This is a genomic window from Flavobacterium sp. 9R (assembly GCF_902506345.1).
Taxonomy (GTDB): domain Bacteria; phylum Bacteroidota; class Bacteroidia; order Flavobacteriales; family Flavobacteriaceae; genus Flavobacterium.
The window spans coordinates 2043797-2065446 of the sequence record NZ_LR733413.1 but is presented as its reverse complement, the minus strand read 5'-3'; the positions used below and the strand labels follow the sequence as shown (position 1 = coordinate 2065446).

The following is a 21650-nucleotide window of genomic DNA, read 5'->3' as shown; positions in this document are numbered from 1 at the left end:
AATTTTAAAAACATAAAAAATGTTAAAATTTAGTTTAAAAATCATACATTTACGCAACTATTTGACTAAAAACATCTTTATTGACAAAAAATAGGAATAGAAATATAAAAACAACAAACTAAAATGGATCAAATATCAAATTGGCCTTTTGTTTTTGTATTCTCAATAGGAATATTAGGTTTACTTGTTGGGAATATTTTGTTTTGGGCCAATAAGAAGGAAACTTTTTCGGCTAGATTGTTGGCCGGTTTTATCTTTTCAATTTCTATTATGTCCATTAACTTTGGACTACAGGCTTCTGCTTTTTTTCTTTATTTCCCTAATTTATGGCGTTGCGCTGGTTTTGTTGCTTTTTGTGGACCCGCTTTTTCTTATTTGTATGTCAAATCGCTATTGTTCCCTTTCAAAAAAATTAATCGAAAATATTTCTTTTTATTCATACCTTCTTTACTCTATACCATAATTTTAATTCCGTTGTATATTAAACCGGCTTCACAAAAAATCATTATTATTAAGCAACTTTTAGCAGACAAAACTTTGATAACTTTAGAACCAGATGTTCTTTTACCAAACGGTTGGGGAGTAATGGCTAGAGTTCTTTTCGGATTAACTATGACCATTTGCCAGTTTGTTTTAATTTATAAATGGAAAAAAATAAACAATAATAACACCGATAACCCAACCTACAAATGGGCTTGTTTGTTTTCTAAAGTCTTGTCATTACTCTATGTTTTATTGATTGTAGAATTTTTTTTCCATCTTTCAAGATTCATAGATCTTACCCAACAAATAATATTTTCGCTTTCAGGTGTCATTTTATTCATTTCGTTGAATTTACTTTTCCGGCCCCATTTACTTTACGGAATGAGAGTTGATTTTCAAGATTCAAAAAATGATTCCTATTTGAAAAAAGAAAAAAAAGTGGAAAAATTGACTAACGAACAAAAGTTGATTTTTAAAAACAAAATGGAACAACATTTTATCCAAAACACTCCATTTGTGAAGCAAGGTTATAGTATAAACGATTTATCATCAGAAATAAACATACCAGTGTATCTGTTATCGGCATTAATTAATGAAGAATATCAAAAAAATTTCAATGAGTTAATCAATGACTTTAGAATTAGCCATATTACTAAGCTATTAAATGAGAACCCTAATTATTCTAATTTTACAATAGAATCCTTAAGCCAAAAAGCAGGATTCGGTTCAAGATCCTCCTTGAATAATGCCATAAAGAAAAATTCAGGTCAAACTCCTGCCGACTTTTTTCGACTCAAAAATCAAACAAATTAGTTTTTTTGATGTATTGATTTCTCAAATCAGCACAAATAAAATGTAATCACTTGACTTACAGCACGTATTAAAATGTTAAATTTGATTAACAATCCGTTAGTCAGGTTTAATTCGACAAATCTATTTGAGTATTGTAAACTCAAATAGATACTTTTTTTTATACAACTCACGAATCAACAAAGCCTTGTTTATTAATTAAAAAAATGTTTATGAAAGTTTTTTTGAAATCATCATTTAAATATGTGTTTATACTACTTACATTTTCATTGCAGACAATAGCACAAGAAGTATTGCCATTTCCAACAATTCCAAGTGCAAGTGTTGCTGGAGAAAGTCTTGCAGAAAGTAAAATGATTCGTCGTGCACAACCCGCACATTTGCCAAAAAACGCGCCAAACATTTTGATTGTTTTGATGGATGATACAGGTTTTGGAACAGCTTCTACTTTTGGCGGAGCAATAAACACTCCAACACTTTCAAAAGTGTATAACGAAGGTATTGCTTATAACAGTTTTCATACCACAGCAATCTGTTCGCCAACCAGAGCTTCTTTACTAACTGGTAGAAACCATACTAGAGTTGGTAATGGAACTATTGCCGAAAGAGCTGTCGATTGGGATGGTTATACAGGGATTATTCCTAAAGAAGCCGCTACAGTTGCCGAAGTGCTCAAGAATTACGGGTATAGCACGGCTGCTTATGGAAAATGGCACAATACACCGGCCAATCAAACTACAGCTGCCGGACCTTTTGAATACTGGCCTAATAATTATGGTTTTGAACATTTTTATGGCTTTCTAGCTGGTGAAACCTCACAATACGAACCACGTTTAGTGAATGATTTTACGCCTGTTGAACCACCTAAAACAACTAAAGATGGTAAAGAATATCATCTTACTACCGACTTAGCAGATAATGCTATAAGTTGGTTAAATCAACACAAAGCATTTGCCGCAGACAAACCATTTTTGTTGTATTTCGCTCCAGGAGCGGGCCACGCACCCCATCATATTATGAAGGAATGGGCGGATAAATACAAAGGAAAATTTGATGACGGTTGGGATGCCTACCGTGAAAAGACATTCAAAAAACAATTAGAATTAGGTGTTATTCCAAAAAACACAAAATTAACAGCTAGAGACAAAACGCAGCCCTCTTGGGAAAGTATTCCGCAAAGCCAAAGAACGTTTCAAGCTAGATTGATGGAAGTTTTTGCAGGATTTGTAGAACATGCCGATATGGAAATAGGCCGAGTTCTGAAAACTATAGAAGACAATGGTCAAAAAGACAACACTATTGTGTTCTTTATTTGGGGTGATAATGGTTCTAGTGCCGAAGGGCAAAATGGTTCTATTAGCGAACTGCTTGCGCAAAATGGAGTATCAAATACCATCGAAGACCAATTAGCCGCATTAGATAAAGTGGGTGGTTTAGACGCTTTGGGTGGACCTTACTTAGAAAACAATTATCATGCTTCTTGGGCATGGGCAGGAAATACGCCATTTAAGTACACCAAATTAATAGCGTCTCACTTTGGGGGTACACAAAATATGATGGTTGTTAGTTGGCCAAAAGGAATCAAAGCCGATAAAAATTTCCGTCAACAATTTCATCACGTAAATGATATTGTTCCAACCATTTATGATGTTTTGAATATTCCAGCACCTAAAGTGGTGAATGGGATTAAGCAAATGCCAATAGATGGAGTTAGTATGAAATATACTTTTGCCAACCCAAAAGCTCCTGAAGTTTCTAAAGTACAATTTTTCGACAATAATGGAAGTCGCGGTGTCTATAAAGACGGTTGGTATGCTTGTACTTTTGGACCATTGTACCCTTGGATTCCCGCACAACCGGGATTAGCTCAATGGGATTCTACTAAAGATGTTTGGGAATTGTACAACATCAAAGAAGATTTTTCGCAATTCAACAATATTGCAGCTAAACATCCAGCAAAACTAAAAGAACTTCAAGACATATATAGTCAACAGGCCAAAGACAATTTAGCTTTACCAACAGGTGCCGGAATTTGGTTGCGTTTGCATCCCGAAGATGCAATTTCTTCACCTTATACTTCTTGGGTTTTTGATGAAAATACCGAAAGAATGCCCGAATTCAGTGCGCCAGGATTGGGTAAAAAAAGCAATAAAGTAGTGGTGGATATGGAAGTGAAAGACAATGCTTCTGGCGTTTTGTTTGCTATGGGTGGAGACGGTGGCGGAGTTACTTGTTTTATGGAAAACGGAAAATTAGTATTTGAATATAATATGCTAATCATAGAACGCTATTTGGCCGAGTCCAATCAAAAAATTCCAGCAGGAAGGCATACAGTGGAACTTTTAACTGCTATCCCGAAACCTGGAGGTCCCGGAACTGTAACTATAACTGTAGATGGAAAACCATATGCTGTTTGCGAAATAAAAAGAGCCGTTCCAGCAGCTTTTACAGCCAGTGAGACTTTTGACGTAGGCAAAGATTTGGGTGGTTCCGTTTCGATGCGCTATCATGATAAAGCACCTTTCAAATTTGAAGGAAAAATTCATACTGTAAAAGTTGATTTAATAAAAAATAATTAAGTCTGACTTTTCAAATTTAGAAACAGTGTTTATGAAGAAAGTAATATCAAAAATTAAAGATACTGTCATCTCAGGAATTGTGTTGTTTCTGCCAATTTTTATTCTGTTAAGTATTTTCAAAAGTGTCTATACCAAATTGTATAAATACGGACATAAACTCACCGAAATACTTGGTTTAGATAATGCTGGGGACAAAAAATGGGTTCCTTTTGTGACTCTTTTTCTTGTGGTGGTATTATTTTTTATCTGCGGTTTATTGGCTCGTTTTGCAATGATTGGAAAAATGAAGGAATGGATTGAGAATAATGTTTTGCTTTACATCCCAACTTATTCCAAATACAAAGCTAAAATGACAGCAAAATTGCAACCAGAAGAAGATGTAAGACCACCCGTTTTAGTGGAACTCAATGGGGCTTGGAAACCGGGTTTTTTAATCAAAACCATTGAAGAGAAAGCCACCGTTTTTCTTCCTACTACTCCTGATATTGATTATGGTGAAGTGTGGATAGTAGAAAATACAAGAGTCTCTTTACTAGAAATGACCACGAAAGAATTCAAAACTTCATTGTTGCTTTCCGGAAAAGGAATGAAAACAGAAAAATCAACCAAATAGGATAATAAATAAATGATGATGAATAAAATATATAAATCTTCGAAGTTGCTTTTAGTTTTGGGAATCATCCTTGCTTTTGGATTTGATGCAAAGAGTTCATCTTCAGGTTTAAGTTGTATAAATGTAAACGCAACTAAAATCCACCAAAAAAATAATGTACCCAAAAACAAAATACTTGTTGGCAATTGGGTACGAACCGATTCTGACTATAAAATTAAAATTTCTGAAATTCTTGCAGATGGCAAATTGAAAGTAGGCTATTTTAATCCAAAGTCTGTTAATGTGAGTAAAGCCTCTTGGACCAATGGCAAAGGAATACTAAAAATTTATGTTGAATTACGCGATGAAAATTATCCGGGTTCCAATTATAATTTGACCTATTATCCTTAAAAAGATATGCTAACTGGAAAGTATTTCCAGGCAGTTACAGGAGAAACCTTCGATGTGTTATTTACAAGAGTAAAATAAATCTAAAACAACAAATCAATTATGGAACTAAGAAACAATCTTTTTGTAAAAAGTATACTATTAGTAGTATTCTTTTCTGCATCGGTGCAAGCACAGGATGTATTGCCATTTCCGCCAGCTCCATCAGGGTCTAAAGCAGGGCTTACTATGCAAGAGTCAACCTATAAAAAGCGGGTGGAACCAAAACATCTTGCCGAAGGCGCTCCAAACATTTTAATCATATTAATGGATGACCTTGGACCAGGAACACCGTCAACTTATGGAGGAGAAATCAATACGCCAACATTGAGTAGGGTGGCAAAAGAAGGAATATCATACAATCGTTTTCACTCGACAGCTATGTGTTCACCAACAAGGGCAGCACTCTTAACTGGTAGAAATCATACTTTTGTCGGAAACGGTCAGATATCTGCAATAGCCAATGATTTTGATGGTTTTAGTGGAACAATTCCAAAAACATCAGCAACCGTTGCCGAAGTACTCAAAAACTATGGTTACAATACAGGGGCTTGGGGAAAATGGCACAATACTCCAGAGGAACAAATCACCAATAAAGGCCCTTTTGATTATTGGCCTACAGGATATGGCTTTGAGTATTTCTATGGATTCCTTGCCGGAGAAGTGTCACAATATGAACCCGTAATGACTCGAAATACAACGCAAGCACCTTTACATCATGACCCTAAGAAACCCTACCACGTTACTGAAGATATTGCACAAGATGCCATCAAATGGTTGCGGGAACAAAAAGCATATGCACCAGAAAAACCATTCTTTATGTATTGGGCTCCTGGAGCTGCACACGGACCTCATCAAATTTTTAAAGAATGGGCAGATAAATACAAGGGTAAATTTGATGATGGTTGGGACAAATACCGTGAAAGAGTATTTAAAAATGCAAAAGCCAAAGGTTGGATTCCACAAAATGCACAATTAACACCACGACCAGAAACAATGGCCTCTTGGGAATCTATCCCAGAATCTGAAAAACCATTTCAACGCCGCTTAATGGAAGTTTTTGCCGGTTTTGCAGAACACGCCGATTATAATGCAGGCTTAATAATTGATGAAATCGAAAAACAGGGAAAATTAGACAATACACTTATATTTTATATTTGGGGAGACAACGGTTCTTCATCAGAAGGATTGTATGGAACCATTAGTGAGCAATTGGCTCAAAACGGAATACCAACCAAAATTTCTCAGCATCTTACCGCATTAGAAGAATTAGGGGGATTAGATGCGCTTGGTGGTCCAAAAACGGATAACATGTACCATGCTGGATGGGCTTGGGCTGGAAGTACACCTTATCAAGGCACCAAACTACAAGGTTCGTATTTTGGAGGAATTCGACAACCATTGGCAGTTTCTTGGCCAAAAGGTATACAACATGACGCAACACCTCGTTCTCAATTTCACCACGTTATCGATATTGTACCCACCATTTATGAGATAACAAAAATTACTGCTCCAAAAGTAGTTAACGGTTTTCAACAAGACCCAATTCAAGGCACCAGTTTGGTTTATAGCTTTGCTAATCCTAAAGCAAAAGGAACACGTACCACTCAATTTTTTGACATTATGGGAAGTCGTGGTGTTTATAATAACGGATGGTTTGCCAGTGCCAAAGGACTCCGTGAGCCATGGGTTGGCGGATTGCCAAAAGGGGCAAAAGAATGGTCTCCTCTAACGGATACTTGGCAGTTGTATAATATTGATGAAGATTGGAGTCAAGCCAATGATTTAGCAACAAAAAACCCTAAGAAATTAGAAGAATTGAAAGCCTTATTCATCGATGAATCTAAAAAATATAAAAACTTACCTATTGGCGGTGGTTTATGGTCAACTGCAATTTATCATCCAGAAGATGCACCCGCCCCTACAGCAACAGAATGGTCTTTTGATGTGCCAATAACTTTGATGCCTGAATCTGCAGCGCCAAAACTGGGCAAAAACAGTAGTTTAGTCACTATGGAAATAGATGCTACTGCCAATGCAAATGGGGTTTTGTATGCCCTTTGTGGTTTTTCTGGTGGTTTAACTTGTTATGTTAAAGATGGAATTTTAAGTTATGAATTCAACTTATTTGAAGTACAACGTACTAAAGTAAAAGCCAATAAAAAATTACCCGTTGGTAAATCTAAAATAGAAGTTGAGTCCAAATTAGTGGACAAAATTGGCGGACCAATGGATATCACGTTACGAATTAACGGAGAGGTTGTTGGAAAAGGAAATGTTCCCGCAGCTATGTCATTACACTTTGGTTCGAATGCCACTTTTGATATAGGAACCGATTTAGATTCACCAGTATCCTTAGATTATTATGATTTAGCACCATTTTCATTCAATGGAACTATTGGAAAAACAGAGATTAAGTATATAAAATAATAACAATAGATTATGAAAGCACTAATTATAGCATTAACACTGTTTACTACATTTATGGTAACAGCACAAGGCGATGGACCTCGTAATCTAACCTGGGGACCAAAAGGGGTAACCGCATTAATCCCTAAATGGATGAGTCTAAATCAGAATATTTCTCCAGGAAATATTCTGGTAAAAAATGCCGAATTTAAAATAGATGTTTTTCCAATAACACTCGTTCATAATTTTAATATTGGGGGCCATTTTGCTCAAATAATGCTTAATGCAGTTCCAGGATCAGCAACAGGAAATGGTAATTTTTCAGACATTCAAGGTTTACCAGCAAGTATTCCATCTCACGTACAAACTTCAGGTTTTTCAGATGGGTTTATTGGGTTTAAGTTTGGTATTGTAAATGCCCCAGCATTGAATGTAATGGAATTTGCCAAGCATAAGCAATCGTTTTCGATGTTTCTGTACACCCGTTTGTGGTATTCAGGAACTTATGATGAGAAAAAACCACTTAACTTAGGTACCAACAGAATGAGTTTAGATATTGGACCCGTTGTAAATATGCAGTTTAGTGATAATCCAAAAAGATCTACATTGTTAGAATCTTATGCCGCTTTGCATTTATATGGAACCAATAATTCTCCATCACTAGGCACATCAACTACACCTCCTTCCTTTTATGCTGATGAGACCAAACAGCTTCCCTCTTTCTCTTGGGAAAATCATTTTTCTCATAATTTCACAGACAAGTTATGGGGCGCAGCCACTTTGCGGTATCAATATGGAGGAGCTTTAAAAGTAGATGGTGTTAGGCAAGATAACAATATGAATATTTTGGGTTGGGGAGTGACTGCTGGATACCAGATATTACCAATGTTGGCACTTCATACCGGTTATGGCGGAATTTTGGCAGGCGATAATGGAGCCAAATCAGATATGTTTCGCCTTGTTGCTGTTTTTTCTTATGTGAATATGAAAAAAGTGAAAGCGCAACAAAACTAGTTTTTGATACTATCACTTTACAAGAATATAATTTCACTTTATAGACCTAACAAAAAATTTAAAAATGAAAAATTTACTTAAACATCCGAATCAATTTACCATTATGATTATGGTAATTGCTTTATTGCTTTCTGGTATAGAAACTTCAGCACAGCATCATCAAAGGTCTGCACCAAATAAATCAGTGCCAAAAAGGTCTGCACCTCAAAGGTCTATATCAAAACCTTCAAATTCATCTTCAAACAAATCCATTTCAAGACCTTCAAGTCCGTCTTCAAATAGATCCGTTTCTAGAGCAACAAATACTACATCTAATAGAAAAAGTTCTTCTATTTCTAACAAAAAAGATTCTAAATTGGGAGATAACAACAAGATTAGCAACAACAATAAGGTAGGCAATACAACCAATATTGGAAGCAATAACAAAAAAATTAGTGGAAATACGGTTAACATAGACAGAAGTAAAGATATTCACATAAACAATAGTCGTAATACTTCTGTAAGACGCAACAACAACATTCATTATAATCGTCAGCCCTATCGATATGGAGGGTATCGTTACAATTGCTATCATCCATATTATCCAAGACCATATCGCCCTTATTATTGGGGACCTACTTGGCACCCTTGGGGATTTTTCGTTAAAACTCTTGCAGTGACCGCTATAGTAGTTAGCGTTGCCAATCAGCCTACACCTTATCATTATGACAATGGCGTTTGGTATCAACCATCAAATGGTGGTTATACTGCTGTTGCAGCACCTGTTGGGGGAACGGTTGTCAATATACCTTCGGGCGCTGAAACAGTCAATACCGGAACTGTCAACAATTATTATTATGGCGGCACCTATTATGAAAAGTCAGGTGGAGGGTATACAGTAGTAGCGCCTACAGCGGGAACAATCGTTGATAAAATACCTGAAGGTGGCGAAGAGGTAACCATTGGAGATGTGAAATACGTAAAATTTGGAGAAACTTACTACCAACCTGTTCAAGTAGATGGTAAAGATAAATATGAAATTGCTTTAGTAGAAAAGGATTAATTACATCAAATAAGGAAATGCTATGAAAAAAATTATGATGACTTTGTTTTTCAGCTCGCTGATCACTATGTCAATTCAGGCACAAATAAGAAACAACCCACGTAACAATATCAATGTCAATAATAATAAAGGTACTTGGCACATATTGGGCACAGTTCATGCCAAACACAGCGCTGACCACGATGCGCTAACTATTAATGGACCACACGATTATTATCGAAAAATAAAATTCAAAGTTATCGACTCTCCCCTAAATATTCAAAGAATGATTGTGCGTTACGATGATGGTGCACCCGAAAACATCAATACTAGAAACGAAATTCCTAAAGGAGGCGAAAGTAGAATAATCGATCTAAGAGGAGGTAAACGTAAATTAAAATCAATTGAATTTTGGTACGACACTTCTGGTTTCTTGAATGGAAAAGCTGATGTTACGGTATTTGGAATGAAATGATCTTTCTACAATAAACTAAAAAAGCGAATGGTATTCTGAATACCATTCGCTTTGTTTTATAAGATAGCTTGATAAATCTACTCTTCTCCTGGAAGATCAAATTTCTCGTGTTTGATAATCTTAGCGTGAACCATAAAATAAACCGATTCGGCTACATTGGTACAATGCTCAGAAATACGTTCTAAATGCTTCAAAACCATTACCAAATTGGTTCCAGAAACAACCACTTTTGAATTGGATTTCATTTCACTAATAATCTCGTGAATGGTATCGTCGGTTTTGTTTTTGATTGCTTTATTCAAAACAAATATTTCTCCAATGGTATTTTCGTCTTTAGAAGTAAAACAAGCATTGGTTTTTGCCATTACCAACTCGATTTCTCGTGCCAAACCTTCAATTTCAAACTTAGCAATCAAATCGTGTTTGTCTTTGATACTTTTTGTCTTTTTGATAATACTTATCGACAAATCACCAATTCGCTCAATCTCGTTACTAATTTGCATCGCCGACATAATGAATCGCAAATCAGAAGCTACAGGTTGCTGCAACGCAAAAATATTTTGACAAATCTCATCGATTTTCACATCCAATTTATCAATCTTATGTTCCGTTTTTTTAACCTCTTTGCCTTCGATGGGTTCAGACAAAATAGCTTTTACGGCTTCACCAACTTGAGCTTCTGCCAAAACACCTATTTTGGTGATAATGTCTTTTAATTTTTCTAGTTCTATTTCAAAATGTGTCATCCTCTATTTTTTTTAGTTAAAACGTTAATCGGTCAAACAAATTGCCGATTAAATAATTAAACAATTAACCAAATCTACCTGTAATATAATCTTCCGTTTGTTTCTTCTCTGGTTTAGTAAAAATATCTTTGGTTTTACCCATTTCTATCAATTCTCCCATATAGAAAAACGCGGTATGGTCACTAGTTCTTGCCGCTTGTTGCATATTGTGCGTCACAATAATGATCGTGTATTGCTCTTTCAATTCGTGCACCAATTCTTCAATTTTTGAAGTAGAAATAGGGTCTAAAGCACTAGCAGGCTCATCCATCAAAATAATATCCGGACTTACTGCCAAAGTTCTAGCAATACACAATCGTTGTTGTTGTCCTCCAGAAAGTCCCATAGCCGAATCGTCCAAACGGTCTTTCAACTCTTCCCAAATAGCGGCTTGTCGCAAAGAAGTTTCAACAATCTCGTCTAACTGTGTTTTATCTTTAATCCCATTAATCTTAGGACCATAAGCAATGTTTTCGTAGATAGATTTCGGAAATGGATTCGATTTTTGAAAAACCATTCCAATCTTCTTTCTGATATTAACTACATCTACATTCTTATCATAAATATCAACCCCTTCAACGAGCATTTGTCCCGTAATTTTGACATCCGGAATCAAATCATTCATTCTATTAATACATCTCAAAAAAGTAGATTTCCCGCAACCCGATGGTCCAATCAAAGCCGTCACCTTATTCGCAGGTACTTGCATCGAAATCTCCTTTAATGCCTTTTTTTCGCCATAATATAACGACAAATCATTAACGTGTATTTTTATATCCTTCATAATAGTATCTAAATCAAATTTTTAAAATATAAGTTGGGCGTGACCCCATTTGCAAAAGGCTTCCTTCAGCAACCCGTTAGTTTGCGCCTTTCGCAACTGCGGTCGGGCTATACGCTGTACTTCGGTACATTGCTTCTATCCCTCACGCAAAAAAAATTACCCTTTTGCTCTTCTTCTAATTCTAGATCTTATCAATACCGCAACTAAATTCAACGACAAAGTAAGAATTAATAAAACCAAAGTGGTGGCAAACTGAATCGGCATCGTTTTCTCCACATCCGAAGATTGTGTAGACATAATATAAATATGATACCCTAAATTCATAAACTGATCACTCAATGAACCTGGTAGCGATGCTAAGTAGTAAGCTGCACCGGTAAACAAAATCGGCGCCACCTCACCAGCACCACGACTCACAGCAAGAATAGTTCCTGTCATAATTCCGGAAACAGAACCTGGCAAAACCACATTTTTGATGGTTTCCCATTTTGTAGCACCCAAAGCCAAACTCGCTTCACGCAATTCTCTTGGGATTGTTTTTAGTGCTTCTTCCACCGATACAATAATCACCGGAAGGGTTAATAAAGACATTGTCAAACTCGCCCATAGAATGTTAGGTTGTCCCCAACGTAATTCTCCTCCGTTAAAAACGGTATCAGCACCAGTACCCACAAACTGAATAAAAAAGCCCAATCCAAAAAGGCCAAAAATAATCGAAGGCACTACCGCTAAGGTACGAATTGAGAAGCGAACCGCAGCAGCAAATTTTGATTTTTCGCTGGCATATTCGGTAAGGTATAAAGCTGTAATAGTTCCAAATGGTACCGCAGCAATCGACATCACTACCACTAGAATAAAAGTACCAATCAAGGCAGGAAATATACCTCCATCGGTCATTCCGTTCGTAGGAAAAGAAGAAATAAACTCCCAAGAAAACTTGGATCTTCCTTGATATATTATAATTCCTAAAATGATAAATAAAATAGCAATGATTAGAAGAACCGCTAATTGAGTAATTCCAACAACAGCTTTTCCTTTCAAATCCTCTTTTTTATTATCTGTTTTAAAAAAAGGATGTTGCATTTCGGTTGTAGATGTTTCCATAATTTATTTTCCTTGAAATTTTTTGATCAACTTTCCTTTTACATAAAACTCTGCAATGGCATTCAAAGCAAAAGAAAAAATAAAAAGTAAGGATCCTATAAAAAACAAAACACTATAATGTGTTTCTCCAAACACCGTTTCGGCCATTTCAGAACCAATAGTAGCGGCAAAAGTACGCACACTCTCAAACGGATTAGCAGATAGTAAAGCGGCATTACCCGTGGCCATTAAGGCAATCATAGTCTCTCCAAATACACGACCAATACCTAATAACAAGGCAGCAAAAATACCTGGCGTTGCCGCTGGCAAAGTCACCAAAAAGGCTGTTTGCGATTTGCTAGCCCCTAGAGCCAAACTCGCTTCGGTATACGTTTTAGGCACAGCCGAAAGCGCATCTTCTGCAATAGTATAAATAATTGGAATAGCGGCCAATGCCATCGCTACTCCACCAATAAAGGCATTTAAACGAGAATCATATCCGAAAACATCTTGAAAAAAAGTAGCCAACACCATCAAAGCAAAAAAACCAATCACCACCGATGGAAAAGCAGCTAGCATTTCTATAATAGGTTTAATGATTTCTTTTCTTCGTTTAGAAGCAAAACAAGAAGTGTAAATTGCCGCCAAAATGGCTAAGGGTCCTGCAATAAGCATTGCAATAATAGTCACTTTTAGTGTACCTACTAATAAGGCAATCAATCCAAAACGAGGATTATCCGAAACGGGCACCCATTCTGTAGATACAAAAGTGCTCCAAGTTTTATCGGCTCCTTCTTGATTTGGTGCTGCTGTTTTGGTCACTTCTTCAGTACCCACTGCTAATTCTTCCACAGGCTCACCATACGTTTCGGGAGCTAAATCTTCAACTGCTGCTTCAGGTGTTTCCAAATCTTCTACAGGTGCTCCATAGGTTTCGGGCTCTAAATCCTCAGTGGCTCCGCCATAGGTTTCGGGTTGTGCTGTAGTAGTAGCTTGTACTTCCGTTTTAGCAGCTTCTTTACTCGAACTAAAAAGAGGTAAAGATTCTTTGAAAACAAAAATAAAGATTAAGAAAATAATAGCGATGGATAAGAAAGCTACAGTAGAAATTACCTTTTCGGCTAAAAACTCAGACCAACGGAATTGTTTTTTTAGACTGTCTTTGGTAAACTTAGAATTCGAGGGGAAAGAAGAATTCATGATAGGATTTTAGAAATTCAAATTAAAAAAAACTTCCTTCTATGATTTACATGAGAAGGAAGTTTAGCATTTTGTTATTTTACTGGATAATATCCAACTTCAACAATCACCTTCTGTCCTTCTGCACTCAAAATCCAGTCGATGAACTTCTTGGTTTCTCCTGTTGGTTTCTCTTTCAAGTACATAAACAAGTATCTAGAGATTGGATACGTTTTATTTTTGATAGTCGCTGCTGTTGGTAAAACCCCTTTGCTTTTAGCGTCTTTTTTAACTTTACAATCTTTAACTCCTTCAGCGTATGCCGCTCCACCATATCCAATTCCTAATTTGTCTTTTTTCACAGCATTGATAATAGCTGCTGTACCTGGCAAGGTTTGACAAGTAGGCGCGAAGTCCGTTTTTACTACATGCTCTTTAAAGAATTCGAAAGTTCCTGAACTACTTTCTCTTCCGTACAATTGAATTTTTGCATCTGGTCCACCCACTTGTTTCCAATTAGTAATTTTTCCAGAAAAGATAGCTCCTAATTGATCGATTGTTAATTCATTTACTGGATTAGCTTTGTTTAAGAAAACTGACAAACCATCTTTTGCGCAAGCAATTTGAATACTACTTTTATTGTATTTAGCTTTTACTTTTTCTAATTCAGCTGGTTTTATAGGACGGCTTGAGTTGGCAATATCTGTAGAACCATTGATCAAAGCTGCGATTCCTACACCTGATCCACCACCAGTAACTTGAATGGTAGTTCCTGGATTTTTCTTCATATATATTTCAGCCCACTTTTGAGAAAGAATAACCATAGTATCTGATCCCTTTACTGTGATTTTTGTTGCCATAGTAAAAGAAAATCCGATTACCATAACAATTGCTAATGCAGCGGCTAATTTTAATTTTGTTTTATACATTTTTTAAAGTTTATTTAATTTTGAGGCAAAAATAAGGGTGTAATATTAACTCTATGTTAAGACAATATTATTCAATCTTTATACTTTGATTGAAATTGTCACTATAATGTAAAATAAAAAGAGACCAATAATTCTGGTCTCTTTTTTCATCTATCTCTTTCCGTTTTTTAGAAATTGAACTGCGCTTGTAAACGCAATAAATTCCCTCTTTGTCTGTTGTTTTTTAAAGCACTATCTTCAAAAGTTCTATCAGCAATAACCCATTCAGCAACTAATTCGAAAGCTTTAAAAGGTTGCCATTCTAGTCCTAGCTCATAATCTCTTACAACATAACTACGTGCGTCTTTTTCGAATTTCTTCCCTCCATCATAATATTGAAATTTAGCAAAAGGAAACAAGTATTGTTTTTTAGGCAAATCCCATTTGTAATTCAAAGTAATATACCCTCCTTCTAAATCAGACACTTGAACTGTATTTGTTACTTTATCGTAACGTGGTCCTTTACCAATATTGTACTCTGTCTGGATTCCGAATGGTCTTGGATACAAAACAAAAGTAGCTCCAATACGTTGGTCAGTAGTTTGTAATCTGTTTGGAGTAGTCACCCCAGTTGACAATTCTGATGTAAATGCCCATTTTCCAGTATATGCCTGTAATCCTGGTTCGATAATTTGATTACCAATTACAAATGGATAAGTAATTCTAGTTACCACGTGAAGGTTTCTATTAGCTTCCGTTTTGTTAGCCGTTTGTCCATTGTATGCTCCAAAAGCAAATACTCCATAATCTCCAGAACCTTTATAACCATCTCTTACCAACATCGCAAAACGTTCTCTAATTTCTTCAGGTGCCCAATAGAAGAACACTCCCAAATCACGCTCATTGGCCGCCGCACTATTGATAGCATCATTACGGTCTAAGGATAGACGGTTTTGACTTGATTGCAAATTTTCAAAACCAAATGGTATTTTACTTTGCCCCACTCTAAAACGATATTCTTTCTTCTTGTCAATAGACAAATCAAAATAAGCATCACGCAATTGAGCAAAATTATTCACTCCTGAACTAGGTGAACTAGCAAAATCAGGTTGAAAATAAAAATACACATTAGGATGAACTTGTCCAGAAAATACAATACGCGCACGTCTTATGAAAAAACCATTATTCGCTTTTGCATCTGGAGCAGTAGAAGTAGTACCCCAAGACTTATCACATTGATCACACGAAACCTTATCGTTAGTAGAGAGCAAACCATTGTAACGCACTTGTACATAACCTCTTATCCCGATATTATCGTACCAATGTTCTTTCTTAGGTTTTTCTTTGTCTTCAGCGATTTTTGCTTTGTTTATAGAATCTAAAACATGCATTACCGCTTTTGTAATTTCGTCTTTCTTTACTTCTTGAGCACTTGTTACAAAATAACCTAATGATAACATTGCCACTAAAATTTTTCTCATTTCTTTTTGTATGATTTATTTGCGTGCAAATGTCTAGGTGTAATGTTAAGATAACGTTAACACAATATTATCAAGATAATAAATTATCATTAAATATGCGAAAGAGGCTTTTTAAAATAGGTTTTACATACTAATTTGGACTATTTTTTGTTTTTTACTCTCTTATTAATTAATTGTAAATTAATTGTTTACAAATGAATTTCAATTCTAAACAATGAATAAAAAAACAACGCTATTTGGAGATATATCACAAGGAAAAGCAATAGCTAAATAGACTAAAATAAGTCTACTTTAACTATTTTATTAGGTATTTTATTAAACTTTGGAAAATTAGGTAACACAACAGCATTACCATTTTAGAGAACAAAACTTTTTATTTATCCTCTTCAGAAGTTTTTTGAAAGGCTTTTTTATTCTTTGCCTTTTCTAATGTAAAAGAAAATTCTGAGCCAATACCAAATTCACTTTCAACGTAAATTTTTTCTTTATGAGCTTCGATAATGTGCTTTACTATGGAAAGCCCCAAACCTGAGCCTCCTTCGGAACGAGCGCCACTTTTGTCAACACGATAAAAACGCTCAAAAAGTCGGGGTATGTTTTGCTGCTCGATTCCTTCGCCATTATCTGTAACGCGAATCAAGACTTTCTTGTTCGTCAAATTAACAATGGTAACTTCAGTAGTTCCACCAACTTTACCATATTTAATCGAGTTCACGATAAGATTTTCAACGACTTGCTGAATTTTGTCTTTATCTCCGTGAACATAAACCGGCTGAATATGATAATTTTCAAAAGCAAGAGTAATTTTCTTTTTATCTGCTTTCATCTCAAGCAAATCAAAAACATTCTGAACCAAATCTACAATATCAAAATTTGAAAACTCCAAATTCAAATCTCCCGACTCCAACTTGGTAATCATATCCAAATCTTCAACAATATAAATCAATCGTTCAACTCCTTTTTCAGCACGTTTTAAATACTTCTTACGAATGGATTTGTCATCCATAGCACCATCTAATAGTGTTTCTATGTAGCCTTGCACAGTAAATAATGGCGTTTTCAGTTCGTGCGAAACATTACCCAAAAATTCTCGACGATACGCCTCACGAACTTGTAGCATTTCAATTTCTAATTTTTTATCCGTAGCAAACTTTTTAACTTCACGAGTCAGTGTTTCCATATCCGTAGTAATCGGTTGATTGATAAACGAACTCGATTCCAACAAGGCTACATCGTCGTATATTTTTTTTACTCTTCGATAAATAAAACGTTCTACACGATACTGAATGACTAAAAAAGAAAAAATATAAGTCCCTGCAAAGGCAATCAATGCAAAAGAAAAAATAATTCTAGAAGCCGGTCTAAAAAAAGCCTGAAGCAATATGGCAGAGGCAATCGCAACAAAAATACTGACATACAAGGCCGATTTTATAGCAAATTTATACGTCTTTTTAAAATTGATTTTTACCATAGTATTTAGTTCCAATGTTATGCTTTTTTAGTGTTAAAAGTAGCTACAAGCAAATAAAGGTACTTGTATTAGCGCAAAATTCACAAATTACAACCAAAAATAGATTGTCATTTGTGAATTTTTTACTCTTTATTATTTTACAAATAGGAGAAAACGGAGAGATAACGAATTATACTTCGAACTTATATCCTACTCCTTTGATGGTTTTAAACAAATCTTCTCCAATTTTTTCTCTTAGTTTTCGTATGTGAACATCAATCGTTCTACCACCAACTACCACCTCATTTCCCCAAACTTTGTCCAAAATCTCGTCGCGTTTGAATACCTTACCTGGTTTTGAAGCTAGCAAATAAAACAACTCAAACTCTTTTCTTGGTAACGCAATTTCAATATTGTCTTTTATGATTTTGTATTCTTCACGGTTAATTTCGATTCCTCCTACATTTAGTGTTTCACTATTTTGTGATTCTTCTTTCAATCTGCGTAACAAGGCTTTTACTTTACTCACCAAGAGTTTCGGCTTAATGGGCTTAGTAATGTAATCATCCGCACCTGCATCAAAACCTGCTACTTGTGAGTAATCTTCGCTTCTGGCTGTCAAGAAGGTAATGATTACATTATTTAATTCTGGGATTTTACGAATATGTTCACAGGCTTCCATTCCGTCCATTTCTGGCATCATGACATCCATAATAATCAAATCTGGCAATTCTTTTTTGGCTTTGGTAACCGCTTCTTTTCCATTGCTTGCAGTTACAATTTGATAGCCTTCCTGCGAAAGATTGTACCCAACAATTTCCAAAATATCTGGTTCATCATCAACCAATAAAATCTTTGTGCTTCTTTTTTTCATAAAAGTAATATTATTTCAAATAGGTCTTTTATGCTATTGCTGTTTCCGTTTTTTGTCAATACAATAAAGATATAGCAATCTCATAAAAAAATAGTCCAAAAACTATTAAAACAAATCAAATTTAGGCTTTTAAATCTATCAAAATCGAAAAACCTATGTAAATGTAGCGATAAACAATCCATTTCTAAAAACGCTATTCGAGGACTTAACCTTAATTTAATATGTTAACATTTGCATAATAGTAATAAAATACAATGTTAATATTTGAGTAACATCGAATTTACAGCTTGGTCTTTATTTTGCACCAACAAACAAAGACAACAAATGAAATTACAACTTTTAATCCTAACCTTATTTATAAGCGTACTTGGATTTTCTCAAAACAAAGGAACAATTACTGGTATCATTACTGACAAAGATGCTAACAATCAATCCCTACCTTTTGCAAATGTGACTTTAAAAGGAACAAAAATTGGAGTAAATACAGACATCGATGGGAAATACTCCATTAGTGCTACTCCAGGAAATTATGTTATACAATTTAGTTTCGTTGGTTACGAAACCGTAGAAGTTCCGGTTACCGTTAAAGCAAACGAAACAGTTACTATTAACAAATCTATTGGTTCAGGAAGTTACAAACTAGAAGATGTAGTAGTAAAAGCAACTGCACCGAATAGAGAAAAAGAAACTGCTATTTTATTAGATCAAAAAAATGCAGTGGTTTTTAAACAAAGTATAGGAGCTCAAGAACTAGCCCGAAAAGGAGTTAGTGATGTAGAAGAAGGATTGACCAAAATTACCGGTATTACCAAAGTAGAATCTAGAGGTTTATTCGTTAGAGGTTTGGAAGATCGTTACAACAATTTATTGATTAATGAATTACAAGCTCCCTCTAACAGCCCTTTTACTAAAATCATTCCATTAGATTTATTTCCAACAGATATCGTAGGTGTTTTGAATGTTTACAAAACATTCAATCCAAATATCGCAGGTGATTTTGCTGGAGCAACAGTAAACATTGAAACTGTTCAAGCCAAAAGTATCACTAAACTTTCTATTGGCGCTGGCTTTACTACTGAGAATAATGGTTCTGACTTTTTAATTCACAGTGATGCCAACAATACGCAAGGATTTTTTGGATTAAACGGTAGAGACCGTCAACTAAGTCCAGCATTTGGGAGTGTTCCAACAGGTAAAAAACTTACTCCAGATGAGTATAATGCTACGTATAAAAACAACACTTGGAATGTTGATAAAACCTCAAGTCCTTTAAATACCAGTGTAGGTTTTATTCACTCAGAAAAATTCAACCTAGACAATGGTGACAAAATCAACTATACTTTTTCTATCAATGGTGACAACAAATTTGTAATTAGAAAAGGGGTTGACCGTACTTTCATTTTAGGTGCGGGTGACTATGATAACAATTTACAGAAAGAAAGCTACAGTTACCAGACAAATGCCTCTGCTTTGGCAGCCGTAAACTATAAAGCTAAACGTTTTGATATTGGGTTGAATTCTTTTTACTTACGTTCAACCGACAGTAAAATTATTGATCAATTAGGATATACCAACAACCAATCAAGTAATCCGAACATCTTGATTCGTACGAACCAATTTGACCAATCAGATTACCTAAATACACAATTATTAGGAAATGTAAAACTTACTTCTGACGAAAAACATACTTTGAAAGTAGGTGGGTCATTTGTAAGAACTGCTTATGAGCAACCTGATCGTAAATTTATCATTGGTGAAAAAGTATCTCCAACAGAAATCAATACTTCCTATGGTGGAAATCATTTGAATAGACAGTATTTAGACATTAACGGAAACTACTATTTCTCTGGATTATTAGAATACAATTATAAGTTTAATGAAGAAGAAAATGGAAAAGCCAATCGTTTAACCGTAGGTTATAATGGTTTTGCCAACGACTTAAAATCAACCTATCGTATCTTCTCAGGTTTACGTTCTGTGAATAAAAACTATACTGCACCTGTAAATACCATCGATTCTTTTATCGTTGATGACATTAACAACGGAATTATTGCAGTTCGTGAAGAATCGAATGCCGATTATAAAGTAAAATTAAACCAAATGGTAAATGCTGGTTATATTAACTACTTGCACCATTTTGGCGAAAAATTAGAAGTAAACGCAGGTCTTAGATTAGAAAACTCAGACAGAACAATAAAATACAGAAGTATTGGTCAACTAATTAATGGTCCTTATCAAAACATAAACGATCAAAAATTAGATTTCTTACCTGTAGTGAATGCAAAATACGAACTTACTGAAAACAGCAATTTGCGTTTTAACGGTTCAAAAACCATCACTAGACCTGTGACTATGGAATTATTACCATTACAGTACATAAGCCCTGATGGTAAATCGATATTAGGAAATCCAAATATGAAAAATAGTGACAATTACAATATTGACTTCAAATATGAATTATTCCCTAAAAACAACGAACTAATAGCTGCTGGTTTATTTGCTAAACAAATTCAAAACCCAATAGAAAGAATTTTTATTGCTGGTGCTGGAGGTAGCGGACAATTGATGACCTACCAAAACTCAAAAGAAGCATTATTATATGGAGCTGAAATTGAAATGTTATTGCAATTAGAAAGAATTTCCCCTGCTTTAGCTAATTTTTCATTCGGTTTAAACACTTCATTAATGAAAACGGATGTAAAAGTAAACTTTGGAAACACTTCTTTAGAAAACAATCCAAGTAGAAAGTTACAAGGTGCTTCAGAATGGATTATCAATTCTGATTTAAAATATGATTTTGAGTTTAATGAAGTAATGAAAAACTCTATTTCATTAGTATATGGTGTATTTGGTCCTAGAATTTTCGCTGTAGGTTCAGCAGGAATGGATAACATCTATGAACAACCATTTCATAAATTAGACTTTGTTTGGTCTAGTAAGTTAACCAAAAACATAGATGCTAAATTTGCTATCGACAACCTTTTAAATCCACTATACAAGATGGAATTAGGAAATGAAAATCGATTTACCATCAACGAGAGCTCTTTACTTCTAGAGAGTTTCAAAAGAGGAAGAGGATTTTCATTGAATCTTTCTTATACCTTCTAAAAACTAAAGCTACCTAAATCGGGTAGCTTTTTTTTTGAAAAACGAAAACCGAAAAAGAAAAAAAAGACTTTACATAAAATTTACCTAAAGTTCAAATTTTAGCAATGGTATTATAATGTTAGGTTAACTTTCTTCTTAGAAGTCGTAGTTACATTTGTATCAAATAAT

Annotated in this window: 17 protein-coding genes; 9 read left to right on the top strand and 8 right to left on the bottom strand. The window is 35.0% G+C overall.

All coding sequences use genetic code 11. The annotated features are described in order from the left end of the window. The first annotated feature begins 123 nt into the window (after positions 1-123). The 8 genes from FLAVO9AF_RS09270 (at position 124) to FLAVO9AF_RS09235 (ending at position 9830) form a co-directional block, all read left to right on the top strand. Positions 124-1296, top strand: coding sequence for an AraC family transcriptional regulator (locus FLAVO9AF_RS09270; protein WP_159687437.1), 1173 nt, complete (start codon positions 124-126; stop codon positions 1294-1296). 209 nt (positions 1297-1505) lie between these two features. After that, complete coding sequence (locus FLAVO9AF_RS09265; protein WP_236552305.1) at positions 1506-3872, top strand: arylsulfatase; 2367 nt, start codon at positions 1506-1508, stop codon at positions 3870-3872. 31 nt (positions 3873-3903) lie between these two features. Then, positions 3904-4485 carry a DUF502 domain-containing protein gene (locus FLAVO9AF_RS09260; RefSeq protein WP_159687431.1) on the top strand — a complete coding sequence of 194 codons (582 nt, stop codon included), beginning with the start codon at positions 3904-3906 and terminating at the stop codon, positions 4483-4485. An 18-nt stretch (positions 4486-4503) separates the two neighbouring features. Then, positions 4504-4875, top strand: coding sequence for a hypothetical protein (locus FLAVO9AF_RS09255; protein ID WP_159687429.1), 372 nt, complete (start codon positions 4504-4506; stop codon positions 4873-4875). A 99-nt stretch (positions 4876-4974) separates the two neighbouring features. Then, a complete protein-coding gene (locus FLAVO9AF_RS09250) occupies positions 4975-7341 on the top strand; it encodes an arylsulfatase (protein ID WP_159687426.1) in 2367 nt (788 codons plus the stop codon). A 12-nt stretch (positions 7342-7353) separates the two neighbouring features. Beyond that, positions 7354-8334, top strand: coding sequence for a transporter (locus FLAVO9AF_RS09245; RefSeq protein ID WP_159687424.1), 981 nt, complete (start codon positions 7354-7356; stop codon positions 8332-8334). Positions 8335-8398: 64 nt separating this feature from the next. After that, positions 8399-9376, top strand: a complete 978-nt coding sequence (locus FLAVO9AF_RS15695) for a DUF6515 family protein (protein ID WP_159687421.1) — start codon at positions 8399-8401, stop codon at positions 9374-9376. Positions 9377-9398: 22 nt separating this feature from the next. Continuing rightward, on the top strand, positions 9399-9830 hold the full coding sequence (locus tag FLAVO9AF_RS09235) for a hypothetical protein (protein ID WP_159687419.1): 432 nt from the start codon (positions 9399-9401) through the stop codon (positions 9828-9830). A gap of 77 nt (positions 9831-9907) precedes the next feature. Here the strand turns inward: FLAVO9AF_RS09235 and phoU are convergent, their stop codons facing one another. From phoU to FLAVO9AF_RS09195, 8 genes are all read right to left on the bottom strand, one after another. Continuing rightward, complete coding sequence (gene phoU / locus FLAVO9AF_RS09230) at positions 9908-10576, bottom strand: phosphate signaling complex protein PhoU (RefSeq protein WP_159687416.1); 669 nt, start codon at positions 10574-10576, stop codon at positions 9908-9910. A gap of 64 nt (positions 10577-10640) precedes the next feature. Next, on the bottom strand, positions 10641-11399 hold the full coding sequence (pstB, locus tag FLAVO9AF_RS09225; protein ID WP_159687413.1) for a phosphate ABC transporter ATP-binding protein PstB: 759 nt from the start codon (positions 11397-11399) through the stop codon (positions 10641-10643). A gap of 156 nt (positions 11400-11555) precedes the next feature. Further along, positions 11556-12503, bottom strand: a complete 948-nt coding sequence (gene pstA, locus FLAVO9AF_RS09220) for a phosphate ABC transporter permease PstA (RefSeq protein WP_159687410.1) — start codon at positions 12501-12503, stop codon at positions 11556-11558. Between the two features lie 3 nt (positions 12504-12506). Beyond that, the gene (gene pstC / locus FLAVO9AF_RS09215) at positions 12507-13682 is read right to left on the bottom strand and encodes a phosphate ABC transporter permease subunit PstC (protein WP_159687406.1); all 1176 of its coding nucleotides are present in this window, start codon (positions 13680-13682) and stop codon (positions 12507-12509) included. Positions 13683-13756: 74 nt separating this feature from the next. Next, the gene (locus FLAVO9AF_RS09210) at positions 13757-14590 is read right to left on the bottom strand and encodes a phosphate ABC transporter substrate-binding protein (protein WP_159687403.1); all 834 of its coding nucleotides are present in this window, start codon (positions 14588-14590) and stop codon (positions 13757-13759) included. A 167-nt stretch (positions 14591-14757) separates the two neighbouring features. Beyond that, positions 14758-16050: a porin gene (locus FLAVO9AF_RS09205; protein WP_159687399.1), complete on the bottom strand. Its 1293-nt coding sequence runs from the start codon at positions 16048-16050 to the stop codon at positions 14758-14760. Positions 16051-16423: 373 nt separating this feature from the next. Next, complete coding sequence (locus FLAVO9AF_RS09200) at positions 16424-17536, bottom strand: sensor histidine kinase (protein WP_370516456.1); 1113 nt, start codon at positions 17534-17536, stop codon at positions 16424-16426. A 154-nt stretch (positions 17537-17690) separates the two neighbouring features. Then, on the bottom strand, positions 17691-18374 hold the full coding sequence (locus FLAVO9AF_RS09195) for a response regulator transcription factor (RefSeq protein WP_159687398.1): 684 nt from the start codon (positions 18372-18374) through the stop codon (positions 17691-17693). Between the two features lie 324 nt (positions 18375-18698). Between FLAVO9AF_RS09195 and FLAVO9AF_RS09190 the strand changes: the two genes are divergently transcribed. Then, a complete protein-coding gene (locus FLAVO9AF_RS09190; RefSeq protein ID WP_159687395.1) occupies positions 18699-21482 on the top strand; it encodes a TonB-dependent receptor in 2784 nt (927 codons plus the stop codon). Positions 21483-21650 lie beyond the last annotated feature (168 nt).